The 16,879-nt window shown below is 46.8% G+C and carries 10 protein-coding genes; 7 read left to right on the top strand and 3 right to left on the bottom strand.

All coding sequences use genetic code 11. The features are described 5' to 3' along the window. Positions 1 to 66 precede the first annotated feature (66 nt). Positions 67 to 810, bottom strand: coding sequence for an MIP/aquaporin family protein (locus BN3349_RS09835; protein WP_040977124.1), 744 nt, complete (start codon positions 808 to 810; stop codon positions 67 to 69). A gap of 498 nt (positions 811 to 1,308) precedes the next feature. Here BN3349_RS09835 and glpK point away from each other — a divergent pair, with 498 nt between their 5' ends. From glpK to BN3349_RS09810, 5 genes are all read left to right on the top strand, one after another. Further along, positions 1,309 to 2,817, top strand: coding sequence for a glycerol kinase GlpK (gene glpK / locus BN3349_RS09830; protein ID WP_040977122.1), 1,509 nt, complete (start codon positions 1,309 to 1,311; stop codon positions 2,815 to 2,817). Between the two features lie 807 nt (positions 2,818 to 3,624). Continuing rightward, positions 3,625 to 6,054 carry a poly-beta-1,6 N-acetyl-D-glucosamine export porin PgaA gene (gene pgaA / locus BN3349_RS09825; RefSeq protein WP_040977121.1) on the top strand — a complete coding sequence of 810 codons (2,430 nt, stop codon included), beginning with the start codon at positions 3,625 to 3,627 and terminating at the stop codon, positions 6,052 to 6,054. Between the two features lie 18 nt (positions 6,055 to 6,072). Beyond that, complete coding sequence (gene pgaB / locus BN3349_RS09820; protein WP_040977120.1) at positions 6,073 to 7,980, top strand: poly-beta-1,6-N-acetyl-D-glucosamine N-deacetylase PgaB; 1,908 nt, start codon at positions 6,073 to 6,075, stop codon at positions 7,978 to 7,980. A gap of 17 nt (positions 7,981 to 7,997) precedes the next feature. After that, complete coding sequence (gene pgaC / locus BN3349_RS09815; protein WP_040977118.1) at positions 7,998 to 9,230, top strand: poly-beta-1,6-N-acetyl-D-glucosamine synthase; 1,233 nt, start codon at positions 7,998 to 8,000, stop codon at positions 9,228 to 9,230. Continuing rightward, positions 9,231 to 9,515: a hypothetical protein gene (locus BN3349_RS09810; protein WP_040977117.1), complete on the top strand. Its 285-nt coding sequence runs from the start codon at positions 9,231 to 9,233 to the stop codon at positions 9,513 to 9,515. A 56-nt stretch (positions 9,516 to 9,571) separates the two neighbouring features. On the opposite strand, the gene brnQ is transcribed toward BN3349_RS09810, so the two are convergent. Both brnQ and BN3349_RS09800 read right to left on the bottom strand, forming a co-directional pair. Next, entirely contained in the window at positions 9,572 to 10,885 is a 1,314-nt protein-coding gene (gene brnQ, locus BN3349_RS09805; RefSeq protein WP_040977115.1) for a branched-chain amino acid transport system II carrier protein, read from the bottom strand. A gap of 12 nt (positions 10,886 to 10,897) precedes the next feature. Then, entirely contained in the window at positions 10,898 to 13,219 is a 2,322-nt protein-coding gene (locus BN3349_RS09800) for a Tex family protein (protein WP_040977113.1), read from the bottom strand. Positions 13,220 to 13,339: 120 nt separating this feature from the next. Between BN3349_RS09800 and greB the strand changes: the two genes are divergently transcribed. Together greB and adhE are read left to right on the top strand one after the other, a co-directional pair. Then, a complete protein-coding gene (gene greB / locus BN3349_RS09795; RefSeq protein ID WP_040977112.1) occupies positions 13,340 to 13,816 on the top strand; it encodes a transcription elongation factor GreB in 477 nt (158 codons plus the stop codon). A 380-nt stretch (positions 13,817 to 14,196) separates the two neighbouring features. Continuing rightward, on the top strand, positions 14,197 to 16,821 hold the full coding sequence (gene adhE, locus BN3349_RS09790; protein ID WP_040977111.1) for a bifunctional acetaldehyde-CoA/alcohol dehydrogenase: 2,625 nt from the start codon (positions 14,197 to 14,199) through the stop codon (positions 16,819 to 16,821). Positions 16,822 to 16,879: the final 58 nt, after the last annotated feature.

Raw genomic sequence — 16,879 nt, 5'->3', positions numbered from 1 at the left:
GAAGGCTTCCTCCCGGAAGCCTTCTTGTTTTCAAACTATGCAAAAAACAACCGCACTTTTATGGGTTTAGCCCATCACCAGCGCATAGCCCAGCGCGGCAACCGCCGCACCGATACAAGGTCCGACAACCGGCACCCAAGCATAAGCCCAATCCGGCGATGTGTTCAGCTTGCGGCTTAAAAAACCCAGCGCAATACGCGGACCAAGGTCACGCGCCGGATTAATGGCATAACCGGTAGTCCCACCCAAACTTAAACCGATCGCCCATACTAAAATCGCCACCGGCAACGCACCGATAGAACCCAAACCGATCGGTGTTTCCATTTCCGTCCCCGGCAGGCTGATAGAACCTGCGGTAATATAGAAAATCACCGAGACCAACACGACAGTACCGATAATTTCACTGAAAAGATTACTCGGATAGCGGCGAATAGCCGGTTCCGTACAAAAACAGGCACGTTTGGCACCTTCCTCTGCGGTTGCAGCAAAATGATCAATATAGAATAGATAAACGATCAAGCCACCCAGCACACCGCCGACAATCTGCGCGGCGATATAGCCCGGCACCATCGCCCAAGCAAAACTGCCGTGCAGTGCCAGCCCCAGTGTGACCGCCGGATTTAAATGGGCGCCGCTGTACGGCCCGGTGACAACCACCGCCACATAAACGGCAAATGCCCACGCTGTAGTAATCACAATCCAACCCGAACTGTTACCCTTGGTTTTATTCAGACAGACATTCGCCACCACACCATTACCCATTAGTACGAGTAGCGCAGTTCCCAGAAATTCGGCAAGATATGCGTTCATAAGAGAGTCTCCTTAATTAATATATTTAAGATATAGCTTCATCACAACTCACAAGGTGATGAGGCGAATGTAATTGTTCGTTTTCATCCAAAATAATATTCTTTTTAAACCTCTTACCGGTGCAATGAGCATTATCGAAGCAAAAAGAATTAATTCAATAGTATTCATAAGGTTTTTTCTTAATTTGCTAGGCATATCACATTTTTTGCAATTAATAAGGTATATTAACTTCTTGATATAATTACGCTACTGTACTATATCGCATAGGCGGAATAAATGTGAGGCGGATCAAATTATTACTCTCCGAATGAAAAAATTTTTTGAGCGAGTTCAAATATTTTGAATTTGCTTATTTTCATATTGAGTGTTTTTGAATACATTAGCCGGGTAATTTGTTCGTTTTAGCTCAAAATTAAATTTACTCTTAAATTAAGGATTAAGGTGCGATTCGGGGTAGATTATCCATAATTGCAGTAAAATCACACAGGGGAATTTGTTATGACAGAGAAAAAATATATTATTGCGTTAGATCAAGGAACAACCAGTTCAAGAGCTGTATTGCTTGATCATAACGCCAACGTGGTGGAAATCGCACAACGCGAATTCACCCAGATTTATCCGCAAGCCGGCTGGGTGGAGCATAATCCGATGGAAATCTGGGCAACGCAAAGTTCAACCCTAAATGAAGTCGTCGCCAAAGCCGGGATTTCTTCCGATACCATCGCCGCAATCGGGATCACCAATCAGCGTGAAACCACTATCGTGTGGGAAAAAGAGAGCGGAAAACCGGTGTATAACGCGATTGTGTGGCAATGCCGGCGTACCGCGGATATTACCGATAAACTAAAAGCGGACGGCTATGAAGACTATATCCGCAAAACTACCGGGCTGGTGGTAGATCCGTATTTCTCCGGCACAAAAGTAAAATGGATTTTGGATAATGTGGAAGGCGCAAGAGCAAAAGCGGAACGCGGCGAATTGCTGTTCGGCACGGTGGATACGTGGCTGGTATGGAAGCTGACTCAAGGACGCGTTCATGTGACCGACTATACCAATGCCTCTCGCACTATGCTGTTTAATATCCACACTAAGCAATGGGACGACAAAATGCTGGAAATTCTGGATATTCCGCGTTCAATGCTGCCTGAAGTGCGCAATTCGTCCGAAATCTACGGGCAAACCAATATCGGCGGTAAAGGCGGCGTCCGTATTCCGGTGGCAGGTATCGCCGGCGACCAACAGGCGGCGTTATACGGTCATCTGTGCGTTAATGCCGGACAGGCGAAAAACACCTACGGTACAGGTTGTTTTATGTTAATGCACACCGGCGATAAAGCGGTACAATCGCAAAACGGGCTGTTAACCACCATTGCCTGCAACGCGAAAGGTGAACCGGCTTATGCACTGGAAGGTTCTATTTTTATGGGCGGCGCCTCTATTCAATGGCTACGTGACGAACTGAAAATCGTGCATGACAGTTATGACAGTGAATATTTCGCCCAGAAAGTACCGGATTGCAACGGCGTATATGTGGTTCCGGCGTTCACCGGCTTGGGCGCGCCTTATTGGGATCCTTACGCACGCGGTGCAATCCTAGGCTTATCGCGCGGTGCCAACCGTAATCATATTGTGCGCGCTACCTTGGAATCTATCGCTTACCAGACCCGTGACGTGCTGGAAGCGATGCAATCCGACTCCGGTACCGAACTGCAATCGTTGCGAGTTGACGGCGGAGCCACTGCCAACAATTTCCTGATGCAATTCCAAGCGGATATTCTCGCTACCAAGGTAGAACGTCCAGTCGTGAAAGAAGTTACCGCACTGGGCGCCGCTTATCTTGCCGGTTTGGCAACCGGTTTCTGGAAAGATCTCGACGAACTGCGCAATAAAGCGGAAGTGGAAAAAACCTTTATTCCGGACGGTAACGAAGAAAAACGCACGCGTCGCTATAAAGGCTGGAAAAAAGCGGTCAAACGGGCACTGGAATGGGAAAAGGATGAGGAATAGCTAAACGCCACAATTAAATACCTGAGTACTTAAAACGGCCGCTACATGCTTGGCGACCGTTTTTTCTTCATATTACATATTTGCTGTCGAATCATTACGGATTAATATTCATTCGCCAAATTAACATCATTATTCTAAATAAATAATTTTTATTTCAATATTACCTATTCGCATTAATAATATTGTAGCAGACGAATATATTACATATTATTTTATTCAACCCCCTAAAAAAACACCCTTTCATTTTTCATAGATATTTATTTTTCTACCTATTTATAATTACTTTATTTAAAAACAATAGAAACACTCCATAAAATCTTGATAATCGATTGAATTAATTATATTAAAAACTAGTCATCATAATAATGCAGCTATTATTTAAAAAAAACATGAATAATCCACTCCAACAGAAACATGGCTTTAACACAATCACCTCAATTAATTAACATAAATTTTCACCGCACTTACGCAGCTTTACATTTGCTTACAAAAACAGCAAAACTTGACGCTAAAATAGCGTTATACGATTTGGCAGTATTTAAATCAAACAATCGCAGTTTGAACCTTAGTCCGAATTAGTCTAAAAATCAGTCAAAAAAAAAACAACTGATACCAGTCAGTCATTAATAAAATTGAGTATTAACATATTAAAACTACATTGATATCAGACCGCCGATATAAAGCTTAAATGCGCTTTTGTCACATATAAACGGTTTTATTTATACAAGGGATAGAATTTAAAATTTATTTTAAATCCTAACAAACACGCTTATAAATTATTAACCATTTTATTATCTTATTTAAACTATGAATAAATTTAACGTTAGAGTCAGTTTATTAACGCTCTCGTGTCTGGCTTGCTTTAAAATAACGAATTCACTCGCCGCGCCATTATCTTCGATGGATAAACAGCGTGAAGATATCGTTATATTATCCAGACAAGGCGATGCGCAATTAGACCGGGCGATTCATCAGCTTCAGCAACTTTATCGCGCCAGCAAAGACCTCAAAGTGCGCGATGACCTGATTGCCTTATTAATGCGACAAGGAAATTTCAAAGGCGCATTAAATGTATGTCCGCAATGCGATGTGCAGACTTTTTCCGCCAATGAACTGGAAAATCTCGCCAGAGCGGCGCGTAATGAAAAGCAGTTTTCGCAATCGTTGGCATTCTATTCACGGCTGCGCACAAAATTTCCGTCCAATCCAAACGGTTTACTGGGCAGCGCACTGGTGGCGACGGAGTTGGAACAATATTCGCCAGCTAAAAACTATCTGGCGTTATACCGCCACAAATTCGGTGAAGATACCGGCTATCGGGAGGCAATCAATTATCTGGCCGATCACACGGAATCGGATATCAGCAAACTGGGACGCTGGCAAAAAGAGCTGGCACAGCGGCCGGATAATCATGATCTCGCCGTAAAACTCTATCGGCTCGCCGCCCAATATCATCTCTATCCGTTGCAACGTCGGATCGAAACGGCGTATCCGACCCTGTTCAGCGCTAAAGATCGCGCTTGGCTGGAATACGCCGAAAGTGTCGATTTAAGCCGCGGCAACGGTACGTCAAAACAACAACTGAGTCAATCTTACCAACGCTTAAGTGAAGTGCTTGAAACGCAGCAAAAATCCACCGCACTTTATCGGCAAGCATTGCAGGATCGTTTGGTGCTGGCTGCACGGCTGCACAATGCAAAACAGGTTGCAACCGATTATGAGGCATTATCCGCCGCCGGCACACCGCTTCCGGCTTATGTGAACGAGGCTTACGCTGACAGCTTATTGCGCAGCGGTTCGCCGTTTCGAGCGTTGGTGATTTATCAGCAACTGGAACGACAAGAACGCCAAACCAACCGACAGGTTCGCAGCGCATTGCTGTTTAAGCTGGTGAATGCCGCAAGTGATGCCGGAGATTTTCAATTGGCCGAGGCATATTTAAATCAAATTAACGAACCGCCTTTTGTCAACGACTACACTCACAATTATCGTATCGCTAACAATCACTACGATACGCTGTTTTTTGCTCGGGTAAATCTCCTGCAATGGCGCGGAAACAATCCACAAGCCGCTGAATTACTGCGAGTTCGTTTGCGCGATAAAACGCCGGGCGATCCTTGGACAATGCTGGCGTTAAGCGACATTGAGCGTTCGCGTTATCACTACGACGATGCGATGGCGCTGACTAACCGAGCCGCTCGGTTTTTACGTCCGCAGGATCAGGCATTTTACCGCTCACTACAGGCGAATATTCTACTTGACCGTGGTGATTGGAAACATGCCAGCGAAATCATTGAGCATTTCTCGCCGCAAGATAAAGAAAATACCGCCGATCTACTCGAACGCTATGCCTTATTAAGCGCCCCGAGGCTGACCGGTTCTTTCGGCATTCAGCACAAAACTTTCCCAAAAGACGGGCAAAGCAATGAAATTACACAGGACTATTATCTGTATTCGGGAAAAACCCGAAACGGTCATCAGGCTTACGTACATTATTTCGAAAACAATTCGCCGACCACGGAGAAAAACTTAAAACAACAACGCATCGGTGCCGGTGCAATAGTGAATTTATATCCGATTGAATTCAATCTTGAAGCCGGTAAAGGAACGCGATTAAACCACAAAGCCTACTTGTCCCTGAGCACCGACTACACTGTTAACGACAACTGGCGTTTTAGTCTCAGCGGCAATTTAAACGGCAGTGGCACGCCGCTTAAGGCGATTAATCAGGATATTTATAGCAAAGATTTCACGTTCAGCGCGCAATACACTTACAGCGATCGTTTGCAACTGGGAGGCGGTGCCAATCTCATGAAATTTGATGACGGTAATCGGCGCCGTTCGCTGTTCCTATGGGCAAATATGGAAACCTATAAACGTGATCGTTGGACATTAAATAACAGTGTTCGTTTTGATTATCAAAAGAACGATGAAATTCCGTCAGCCGCCTATTACAACCCGGCGCACAGCCGCAATATTGAATTCGGCGCGGATCTGAGCTACCTCCAACCCATGGATTATGCGTTGATATTAACTCACCATCTCAAAGCCGGCGCAGGACACTATAGTCAAAGCAATGAGGCGGGTGAAAACTCATGGTCCGTTAGCTATGGGCACGAATGGCGTATCGGCAAAAAAGCCGGTATCAGTTATGAAATCGGACGTAAGAAAAACATCTACGACGGCGAGGCGGAATTCAATAATTTCGCAAACCTGAATTTTTCCATTTATTTTTAGTTTACGGGAACTTATCACATGTTTTGGCAAAAAATTTATCAGGCATTCACTATCATCTGCCTGTCATTAACGGCTCTCGGCGTGCAAGCGAAAAACAACGAATATCGCGTGCTGGCATATCATTCCGTGATAGATGAAAGCGCGGCGCAGCAAGAAAAATTTTATCTTCCGCAAACCATTCCGGCGACAATGCTGATCAACCATTTCAACTGGTTGAAAAACAACGGTTATCACATTGTCAGCTGGCAGCAGATCATCGACGCCGAAAACGGCATTGCCGACTTACCAGACAATGCGGTACTACTCAGTTTTGATGACGGTTACGAAACTATGTACAGCGTCATCTTTCCATTACTGAAAGCCTATAATTATGCGGCAGTTTTCGCTCCGGTCACCAGTTGGTTGAACGCTCCCGCCGGGTCGACGATTGCATACGGCAACACAAAATTGGCGCGCTCGGCATTTACCAATTGGCAACAAGTCAGAGAAATGCAACAAAGCGGTTTGGTCGAAATTGCCTCGCATACTCATAATTTGCACCACGGCGTCAATGCAAACCCGGCGGGCAGTTCGTTACCGGCGGTGATCGCCCCGGTCTATAAAAACGGTCGATATGAAACACCGGCACAATACAAATCCCGGTTATCGAATGACTTCACACTGTCATCTAACGCCATTAAAACGGGCGCAGGTAAAGCGCCGCGGGTAATGGTCTGGCCTTACGGACAGTTTAACGAAACCGCGGTCGATATTGCCGCACAAGCCGGTTTTACTCATTATTTTTCTCTAAACGGTAAGAAAATCAACCGCGCCGGTGATAAATATGTGGGTCGTTTACTACTAGATGCGGAAACGGACATCGGCACTATTGCGGAATATCTGCAAAATAAAGAACAGGAAAGTCATATTCAACGTGTCGTGCACGTTGATTTGGACTACCTTTATGATCCGAATCCCGCGCAGCAACAGAAAAACTTCGATGATCTCATCGAACGCATTCATAACTACGGCATCACCACTGTGTATTTGCAAGCCTTTGCCGATCAAGACGGCAACGGAGTCGCCGAAGCATTATATTTTCCGAATAAATATTTGCCGGTCAAAGCGGATTTATTCAGCCGAGTAGCTTGGCAGCTGAGCACCCGTGCTGGGGTTAAAGTCTATGCGTGGATGCCGGTGCTGGCGTTCGATTTACGTCAATCAAACAAGCGCTATCAGTATGTCACCGATGCAAGAACGAACCGACCGTCCGATGCCCACTACCTCAGATTGTCGCCGTACAATCAGCAAAATAAAGAGGTGATCAAATCGATCTATCAGGATCTGGCATTTCACGCCAAATTCAACGGCATTCTCTTTCATGACGACGCCTTTTTAACCGATTTTGAAGGCAATCCCGCCGCGCCGCAAACAGCGCATAACAATAGCAAAACGATGGATTTAATTCACTTCACAGATGAATTGAAAGCAGCGCTGGCGCCTTATTTCTGGAACGGCAGAGAAAATATCAAAACCGCGCGTAACATTTACGCCTCACTGATTACCAATCCAGAAGCCGAAGCGTGGTTTGCCCAAAACTTTGTGGCATTCACCGAACATTACGATACCACTGCCATTATGGCGATGCCCTATATGGAAAACGAACAGTCGATTTCTAAAGCGCAGGCGTATGATTGGTTTAAACGATTAATTACCCAGGTTAAAGCCACAAACGTCAATCTCAACAAGGTGTTATTTGAATTTCAGTCGGTGAACTGGCGCACACGGCAAGATATCGACGTTAAAGAATTAATCCATTGGATTACCTTACTGGAACAGCAAGGCATAGACAGCTTCGGTTATTATCCGGACAATTTTCTAACGAATAAACCGGATATTAACAAAATGAAACCCTATATGTCGGTGAATAAAGAGTTAACCAAATAACCGTTAAGGAACCTGCAATGCTACTCGAAATACTCGGATTATTCGTGTTCAGCTACCCGGCAGTTATGGCTTTTTATTGGTCTGCCGCCGGCATGATTTACTTTCTTTTTATCGAAAGGAAGAAACGGAAAATGAACTTCCGCACCTTAACGCCGCAACAAGCGCCGATGGTCAGCGTCATGATCCCTTGTTATAACGAAGCGGAAAATCTGGATGAATCCATACCGCACTTATTAAAACTTAACTATCCCAACTATGAATTAATTTTTATTAATGACGGCAGCAAAGACGACACCGGCGAAATCATCGATAAATGGGCGCAAACCGACGCCAGAATCGTGCCACTGCACCAAGAAAACGCTGGCAAAGCAAGCGCACTAAATAACGCACTGAGCATTGCGCGAGGAAAATATGTCGCCTGCATTGACGGCGACGCCATACTGGATTATTCCGCGCTCGGATATATGGTCAGCGCACTGGAAAACAACCCGAAATACGGCGCAGTAACCGGCAATCCCCGCGTGCGTAACCGCAGCACGGTACTCGGTCGCCTACAGGTGTCGGAATTCAGTTCCATCATCGGCTTGATTAAACGGGCGCAAAGTCTAATGGGCACCATTTTTACCGTATCCGGCGTATGCTGTTTATTTCGGAAAGACGCCATGCGGCAAATCGGTGGCTGGAGCACCAATATGATTACCGAAGATATTGACGTCAGCTGGAAACTGCAAACCTCGGGCTACGATATTTACTACGAACCGCGAGCATTGTGCTGGGTATTGATGCCGGAAAGCCTGCACGGGCTGTTCAAACAGCGCTTACGCTGGGCGCAAGGTGGCGCGGAAGTCATCATCAAATATTTTCCGCGCGTTTGGCGCTTGAGAAACCGCCGCTTATGGCCGATGTATATTGAATATTTCACCACCGCCGCTTGGGCAATTTTATTGCTGAGCCTCAGCCTGACGGCGTTATATAAATTCGCAACGGGAAATCCTTTGCCAATCGACATCATGTTCCTGAAAACCAATATTTCGGTCTTATTTCTTACCTTTATCATGCAATGTATTTGCAGCATTTATATTGACAGCCGTTATGAGAAAGGATTAATCCGTTATGCGATTTCCTGTATTTGGTATCCATGGGCTTATTGGTTACTGAATACAGTTACGCTGCTTTTGGGCATACCAAAAGCGATCTTTAGAAATAAATCCAAACTTGCCGTTTGGATTAGTCCTGACAGAGGAGTTTAAATGTCACCACTTCAATTACAGCACTTAATGATTATTAACAAAAGTCAGCAATTACACTGGAAGGTAAAGACAAAAACACTGCTAATGGACTTAGCGACATGGGGGCTTTGGATGTATATTTTTCATTTTATTCTGACACAGTTCAGTAATATCATCTCTAAGCCCGTATTCGAAGGATTGTTATTTGTTGAAATCATCGGCGCCATGTTATCCGTCGCAGCCGCACTCGTGCTGCTGACGATAATGTGGTCGGGGATGACGAAAACAAAATTAACCACACGATAAAAAATCAATAGCTTAATGTCGCAAAGACATTAAGCTATTTTTTATTTTTCTGCCGGCTAACGCACAACCCGTTTAGTTTTCTTACGCATGCCCTGCAATAAATAGCCGATAATCAGCCCAATTGCGGCAAACGGCAGCCATTCCATCGAATAGGATTTCAACGGCAGCTGCTCAATAAATTCTACCTGCTCAATGCCGATAACAGATAAAATCGAGATTACCGAAACCAGCCCCAGCGAAAGACGGTGTGCCAGCAACGGCAGTGGCAAGAACAAGTTAATCAGCAACAATAAAATTACCGTCATCGCAATCGGATACAATATCAGCAGTACTGGCAGAGATTTGCTGATGACTTCTTTCAGCCCCAAATTGGCAATGGCAAAACTGATCAGACAAAATAAAATCACATAAGTGCGGTAAGAAATTTTAGGATATATTTCATTAAAATACTCACTTACCGACACCGCCAGCCCGACCGCTGTGGTTAAACAAGCAAGCGACACAATCACGCCGAGCAAAGTACGCCCCAGCTCACCAAATGCCATTGCCGTCGCATTGTTCAGAATATAAGTGCCCAAATCCTGATTTTTCACCGCCAATGTCTCCAGCTGCGTCGCATCCAAGGTTAAATGGTTGCCGATCCAGCCGAGCGACACATAAATCACGCCCAAGGCAATGGCAGCGATAACCCCCGCCTGAATGGTCTGTTTTTGCAGTGACGTATGATTGGTGGTCTTCGCCCGAATCGCATTAATCACAATCACCGAAAAAGCGATAGACGCCAAGGCGTCCATAGTGAAATAACCGTTAATAATCCCGTTAAAGAACGAGGCGTTATCCTCCGGCTGCACATAAGCGGGGGCGCTGCCGTTTAACATCAAATAGGCTTTGATCACCAACGCAATAATAGAAAGCAGCAGCACCGGAGTGAGCACGGCACCGATGCGATCCACCATTTTGGACGGATTTAAGCTCAGCCACAAAGTTAAAGCGAAATAGATCAGACAAAACAGAAATTTTGACCACACGCCCGGCTCACCAACAAAAGGCACAATCGCAATTTCATACGCTGTCGCACCGGTACGCGGACCGGCAAAAAAAGGACCAATAGACAGGTAAATCGCCACCAGAAAAACCAGTGAAAATAACGGATGAATCTGTTTCAACGCATCTTTATAACCGCCTTTATAAAACGCGCTGACAATAATCCCGAGCAACGGCAGCCCGATACCGGTCAGCACAAAACCGCTGATTGAAGGCCAAAACGCACTGCCGCTTTCAAACCCCAATTTGGGCGGAAAAATCAGGTTCCCGGCGCCAAAGAAAATGGCAAATAGCATAAAGCCGACCACAAATGTATTTTTTGTCATATTATTATCCCTTTATTTTTTCCAGTTTTTCAACGCGTCGGCAAAAGCATTGCTCATAGCGCCGTTGCTGTGCGGATTTGCACGGTTATTGCGCGACTCGCGGTTATCGCCGCGTCCTTTGGCGGATAAAGTGCGGTCGGATTTCGGCGTATTTTTGACCGCACTTTCGTCCAAACGCATAGTCAATGCAATCCGTTTACGCGCCACATCCACCTCCAATACTTTCACTTTGACGATATCACCGGTTTTCACCACCTGATGCGGGTCGTCCACAAATTTATCCGACAGGGAAGAAATATGCACCAAGCCGTCCTGATGTACGCCGATATCCACGAAAGCACCGAAATTGGTCACATTGGTCACGGTGCCTTCCAAAATCATCCCCGCTTTCAGATCGCCGATGTCTTCTACGCCGTCCATAAAACTGGCCGTTTTGAATTCGCCGCGCGGGTCACGCCCCGGTTTTTCCAGCTCTTTGAAAATATCCTGCACCGTCGGCAAGCCGAATTGCTCATCAATAAATTGTTTGGCATCCAGTCTGTGCACTGCGCTGGCATTACCCATTAAATCCTGAATAGACTGCTCAGTGGCACGCAGAATTTTTTCTACCACCGGATAAGCCTCCGGATGCACGCCAGAAGCGTCCAACGGATTTTTGCCCTGCGCGATACGCATAAAACCGGCGCATTGTTCGAACGCTTTCGGTCCTAAACGTGGCACGTTTTTCAGCTGTTCGCGGCTGTCAAAACGCCCATTTTCATCACGATAGGCAACGATATTCTGCGCCAGTGTTTTCGTCATTCCGGCAACCCGCGCCAATAACGGCGCGGAAGCGGTATTCAGATCCACTCCTACGGCGTTAACACAGTCTTCTACCACGGCATCCAATTTACGTGCCAGCTGGCTTTGATTAACATCGTGCTGATATTGTCCCACACCGATGGCTTTCGGTTCGATTTTCACCAGTTCCGCCAGCGGATCTTGCAAACGACGCGCAATCGACACCGCACCGCGCAACGAAACATCGAGCGTCGGGAATTCCTGCGCTGCCAGTTCGGAAGCGGAATATACCGACGCGCCCGCCTCGCTCACCACCACGGTTTGCGGTTTGTTGTCATCAAGCTGTTTAATCACCTCTTTGGCAAAACGCTCCGTTTCGCGTGACGCCGTACCGTTGCCGATGGCGATCAATTCCACGTTATGCCGTTTAATCAGCTGATACAGAGTAAGCATGGCGCGCTCGGTCTGCCCGGTGTGCGGATACACCGTATCGGTTGCCAGCAATTTACCGGTGTTATCCACCACCGCCACTTTCACCCCGGTACGCAGCCCCGGATCAAGCCCCATGGTATGTTTCGCGCCTGCCGGTGCCGCCATTAAAAGTGCGGTCAAATTACGCGCAAAAACGTCAATCGCCTCGTCTTCCGCCCGCTCACGCAGCGCGCTCATCAATTCCGTTTCTAAATGCAGGGAAACTTTAATCCGCCACGTCCAGCTGATCACCTGCGCGCGCCATTTATCCGCCGCTTGATTAGTAAAACGCACACCCAAATGCTCGCGGATAAGCTCCTCGCAATAGCTGTGGCGCGCGCCGTCTTCCTGCTCGGGATCGGCGTTCAAACTTAATTGCAACACGCCTTCATTGCGCCCGCGAAACATCGCCAAGGCGCGGTGCGACGGCACGTTACGCAACAATTCCTGATGTTCGAAATAATCGCGGAATTTTTCTCCTTCCTGTGCTTTGCCTTCCAAAACGCGCGAAATAATGACCGCACTTTGCTGTAAATAAGCACGTACTTTCGCCAGTAATTGCGCGTCTTCGGCAAAGCGTTCCATTAAAATATAACGCGCGCCGTCCAACACCGCTTTCTCATCGGCAAAGCCTTTATCCGCATCGACATATGCCGCTGCCGCCTGCTCCGGTTCATGCTGCGGTTCATGCCACAATAAATCCGCCAGCGGTTCAATGCCCGCTTCAATGGCAATTTGCCCTTTGGTGCGGCGTTTCGGTTTATACGGCAAATATAAATCTTCCAGCTCGGTTTTGCTTTGCACCACGGCAATTTTTTCGCGCAATTCAGCGCTGAGTTTGCCCTGCTCCTCAATGGATTTCAAAATGCTGTGGCGGCGCTCTTCCAGCTCACGCAAGTAAATCAGACGGGTTTCAAAATGGCGCAGCTGGGTGTCGTCCAGCGCGCCGGTCGCCTCTTTGCGATAACGCGCAATAAACGGAATGGTGTTGCCGTCATCCAGCAACTGCATAGCCGCCAGAATTTGTTGAGGGTGTACCGCAAGTTCGGCGGCAATAATCTGTGAAATTTGTTGATTTAACATCGTTATAATTGTTGATTATTAAAGTGAAATTTGTATAGGATACTGTTTTTATACATTACGCTCAAATAGTTATTGGAAAATTCATCAAATTCGCGAACTAAATCGGACAATTTATTCAATATGGCTAAATCAAACTATATTACCCGTGCGGGCTGGAACGCCTTAGATCAAGAATTAAAATTGCTGTGGAAAGAGGAACGCCCGAAAGTGACCCAAGCCGTTTCCGACGCTGCGGCGCTCGGTGATCGCAGCGAAAATGCAGAATATATTTATGGCAAACGCCGCCTGCGCGAGATCGACCGGCGCGTACGTTTTCTGACCAAACGACTGGAGGTGTTGCAAATTGTGGATTACAACCCGAAACAGGAGGGCAAAGTGTTTTTCGGCGCATGGGTCATGCTGGAAAACGAAGAGGGCGAACAGCATCGCTACCGCATCGTCGGCTGCGACGAATTCGACCCCGCTAAAAACTGGATTTCCATCGACAGCCCCGTCGCCCGGGCGCTTATCGGCAAACAGGTTGACGACGAAGTCAGCGTTGCCACTCCAGCCGGCAGAGTAATGCTGTATATTAATGCAATTTGGTATGAAAAATAATCCAAAAAACCGACCGCACTTTTGCCCGCAATTGTGTGGTCGGACATATCCTGCGAGGTGAAACCGCACTCCAAATGAATATAAACTGTATTGCTTTTCTCTTTCGGGTTTTTCTTCACAATTTGACTTAATTCCTTAAAACTTCACCGATAATTTGAAATCGATTTGTACTCTACACTGCATGAAATAGCGGTTTCATGAAGGAAAAATTCATTGTTTACTTTATGTTAATTAGTTGTTAAATAAGAGATTTTATCTAATTTGATCTAGATCACAGTTTAGCTTTTTTCTGGCTAAATTGTTGGATATCACTTCCTCCGACTGAGTATAATTTCGTTCAGGAAAATTTTTTATATTTGTAAACTTTAGGAGAAATCATTATGAGTAACACTGTTGAAAATGCAGTCAGCCCAGCTCAGGCGGAAGTCAATGCGCTTGTGGAGAAAGGTTTAGTGGCGTTGGATGAATTCCGCCTGCTGGATCAGAAACAAGTGGACTATATCGTTGCGAAAGCTTCGGTGGCGGCACTGGATCAACACGGCATTTTGGCAATGCACGCTTACGAAGAAACCGGTCGCGGTGTATTCGAAGATAAGGCGACAAAAAATCTGTTTGCCTGTGAATATGTCGTCAACAATATGCGCAATCTGAAAACCGTCGGCATCATCAGCGAAGACGATGTGACCGGCATCACCGAAATCGCCGATCCAGTGGGCGTTATCTGCGGCATCACACCGACTACCAACCCCACTTCCACCGCCATTTTCAAATCTTTAATCGCCTTAAAAACCCGCAACCCGATCGTCTTCGCTTTCCACCCGTCCGCTCAGCAATCTTCCGCACATGCGGCACGCATCGTTTATGAAGCGGCTGTGGCGGCAGGAGCGCCGAAAAACTGTATTCAGTGGATTGAACAACCGTCGATGGAAGGCACTGGCGCATTGATGAAACATCCGGGCATCGCCACAATTCTCGCCACCGGCGGTAACGCAATGGTGGAAGCGGCGTATTCCTGCGGTAAACCGGCGTTGGGCGTCGGCGCGGGCAACGTTCCGGCTTATGTGGAAAAATCGGCCGACATCAAACAGGCGGTACATGATATCGTTATGTCAAAAGCATTCGATAACGGTATGGTGTGCGCCTCCGAACAAGCGGCGATTGTAGATCAGGAAGTGTATGATGAATTCGTCAAAGAATTGAAATCCTACGGTGTTTATCTGGTCAACAAAAAAGAAAAAGGACTGCTGGAAGAATTTATGTTCGGCGCCAAAGCCAACAGCGCAAACTGCGCCGGCGCCAAATTAAACGCCAATGTGGTAGGTAAACCGGCGCATTGGATCGCCCAACAGGCGGGTTTTGAAGTGCCTGAACACACCAATATTCTGCTGGCGGAATGTAAAGAGGTCGGTCCAAAAGAACCGTTAACCCGTGAAAAACTTTCTCCGGTACTGGCATTGCTGAAATCCCGCTCTACTGATGAGGGCGTGAATCTGGCGGAAGCGATGGTGGAATTCAACGGTTTGGGTCACTCCGCCGCCATTCATACCAAAGATGCACAGCTGGCGAAAGCATACGGCGAACGGGTTAAAGCCATTCGCGTTATCTGGAATTCGCCGTCAACTTTCGGCGGTATCGGTGATGTATATAACTCCTTCCTCCCTTCTCTAACATTAGGTTGCGGCTCCTACGGTAAAAACTCGGTGGGCAACAATGTAAGTGCGGTGAATTTATTAAATATCAAACGTGTGGGAAGACGGAGAAATAATATGCAATGGTTTAAAGTGCCTTCAAAAATCTATTTTGAACGTGACTCAATTCAATATCTGCAATCGATGAAAGGCATGGAACGCGTTGTGATTGTTACCGACCGTACTATGGTCGATTTAGGTTTCGTAGAAAAAATCGCCAAACAAATCACCGCTCGTGGCAATCATGTTACCTATCAGTTATTTGCCGATGTTGAGCCGGATCCGAGCATTGAAACCGTACGTCGCGGGGTGGAATTAATCCGCAGCTACAAACCGGATACCATTATCGCGCTCGGCGGTGGTTCCTCAATGGATGCTGCCAAAGTCATGTGGCTGTTCTATGAACAACCGGAAGTGGATTTCCGCGATTTAGTACAGAAATTCATGGATATTCGTAAACGTGCGTTTAAATTCCCGCAGTTAGGGCGTAAAGCGCGCTTTGTCGGTATCCCAACCACATCCGGTACCGGTTCTGAAGTTACGCCGTTTGCCGTAATCACTGAAGGCGACAAAAAATATCCGATTGCCGACTACTCGTTAACTCCGACCGTGGCGATTGTTGACCCGGCACTGGTCATGACCGTTCCGGCACATGTGGCGGCAGATACCGGTTTGGACGTATTAACGCATGCCACCGAAGCCTATGTGTCCGTACTGGCAAACGACTTTACCGACGGTTTGGCATTGCAGGCAATCAAGCTGGTGTTTGAAAATCTGGAACGTTCGGTGAAAGAAAAAGACGAACACGCGCGCGAAAAAATGCACAACGCCTCAACTATGGCGGGGATGGCATTTGCCAACGCCTTCTTAGGTATGAATCACTCGCTGGCGCACAAAATCGGCGGTCGTTTCCACACTCCACACGGACGTACCAATGCGATCCTGATGCCGCATGTTATCCGTTATAACGGCACCCGTCCGCAAAAAACCGCGACTTGGCCGAAATATAATTATTACAAAGCCGACGTGAAATATCAGGAAATCGCTCGCATGCTGGGGCTGCCTTGCGCAACGCCGGAAGAAGGGGTGAAATCCTTTGCCCAAGCCTGTTATGATCTGGCGATCAAAGTCGGTCTGAAAATGTCGTTTAAAGAACAGGGACTGGACGAACAGGTTTGGATGGATGCGCGTCGCGATGTTGCGCTGCTTGCCTTTGAAGACCAATGCTCGCCGGCAAACCCGCGTTTGCCGTTAGTGCAGGATATGGAAGTCATTCTCACCAACGCGTACTACGGCTACGACGCCAGCAAATATTAATTTGCTGAAAATCAGCTAAAAATAAACCGCACTTTAGATACAAGCTCAAAGTGCGGTG

Origin of the sequence: Necropsobacter massiliensis (assembly GCF_000827595.2) — a bacterium.
Classification (GTDB): Bacteria; Pseudomonadota; Gammaproteobacteria; order Enterobacterales; family Pasteurellaceae; genus Necropsobacter; species Necropsobacter massiliensis.
Note: the sequence above shows the minus strand (reverse complement) of the source record. Positions and strands in the feature narration are given on the sequence as shown.

Coding starts and splice junctions, on each gene's coding strand:
- BN3349_RS09800 (WP_040977113.1), bottom strand. CDS start 13,219: ATGTTAAATCAACAAATTTCACAGATTATTGCCGCCGAACTTGCGGTA.
- adhE (WP_040977111.1), top strand. CDS start 14,197: ATGAGTAACACTGTTGAAAATGCAGTCAGCCCAGCTCAGGCGGAAGTC.
- pgaA (WP_040977121.1), top strand. CDS start 3,625: ATGAATAAATTTAACGTTAGAGTCAGTTTATTAACGCTCTCGTGTCTG.
- brnQ (WP_040977115.1), bottom strand. CDS start 10,885: ATGACAAAAAATACATTTGTGGTCGGCTTTATGCTATTTGCCATTTTC.
- BN3349_RS09835 (WP_040977124.1), bottom strand. CDS start 810: ATGAACGCATATCTTGCCGAATTTCTGGGAACTGCGCTACTCGTACTA.
- greB (WP_040977112.1), top strand. CDS start 13,340: ATGGCTAAATCAAACTATATTACCCGTGCGGGCTGGAACGCCTTAGAT.
- pgaB (WP_040977120.1), top strand. CDS start 6,073: ATGTTTTGGCAAAAAATTTATCAGGCATTCACTATCATCTGCCTGTCA.
- pgaC (WP_040977118.1), top strand. CDS start 7,998: ATGCTACTCGAAATACTCGGATTATTCGTGTTCAGCTACCCGGCAGTT.
- glpK (WP_040977122.1), top strand. CDS start 1,309: ATGACAGAGAAAAAATATATTATTGCGTTAGATCAAGGAACAACCAGT.
- BN3349_RS09810 (WP_040977117.1), top strand. CDS start 9,231: ATGTCACCACTTCAATTACAGCACTTAATGATTATTAACAAAAGTCAG.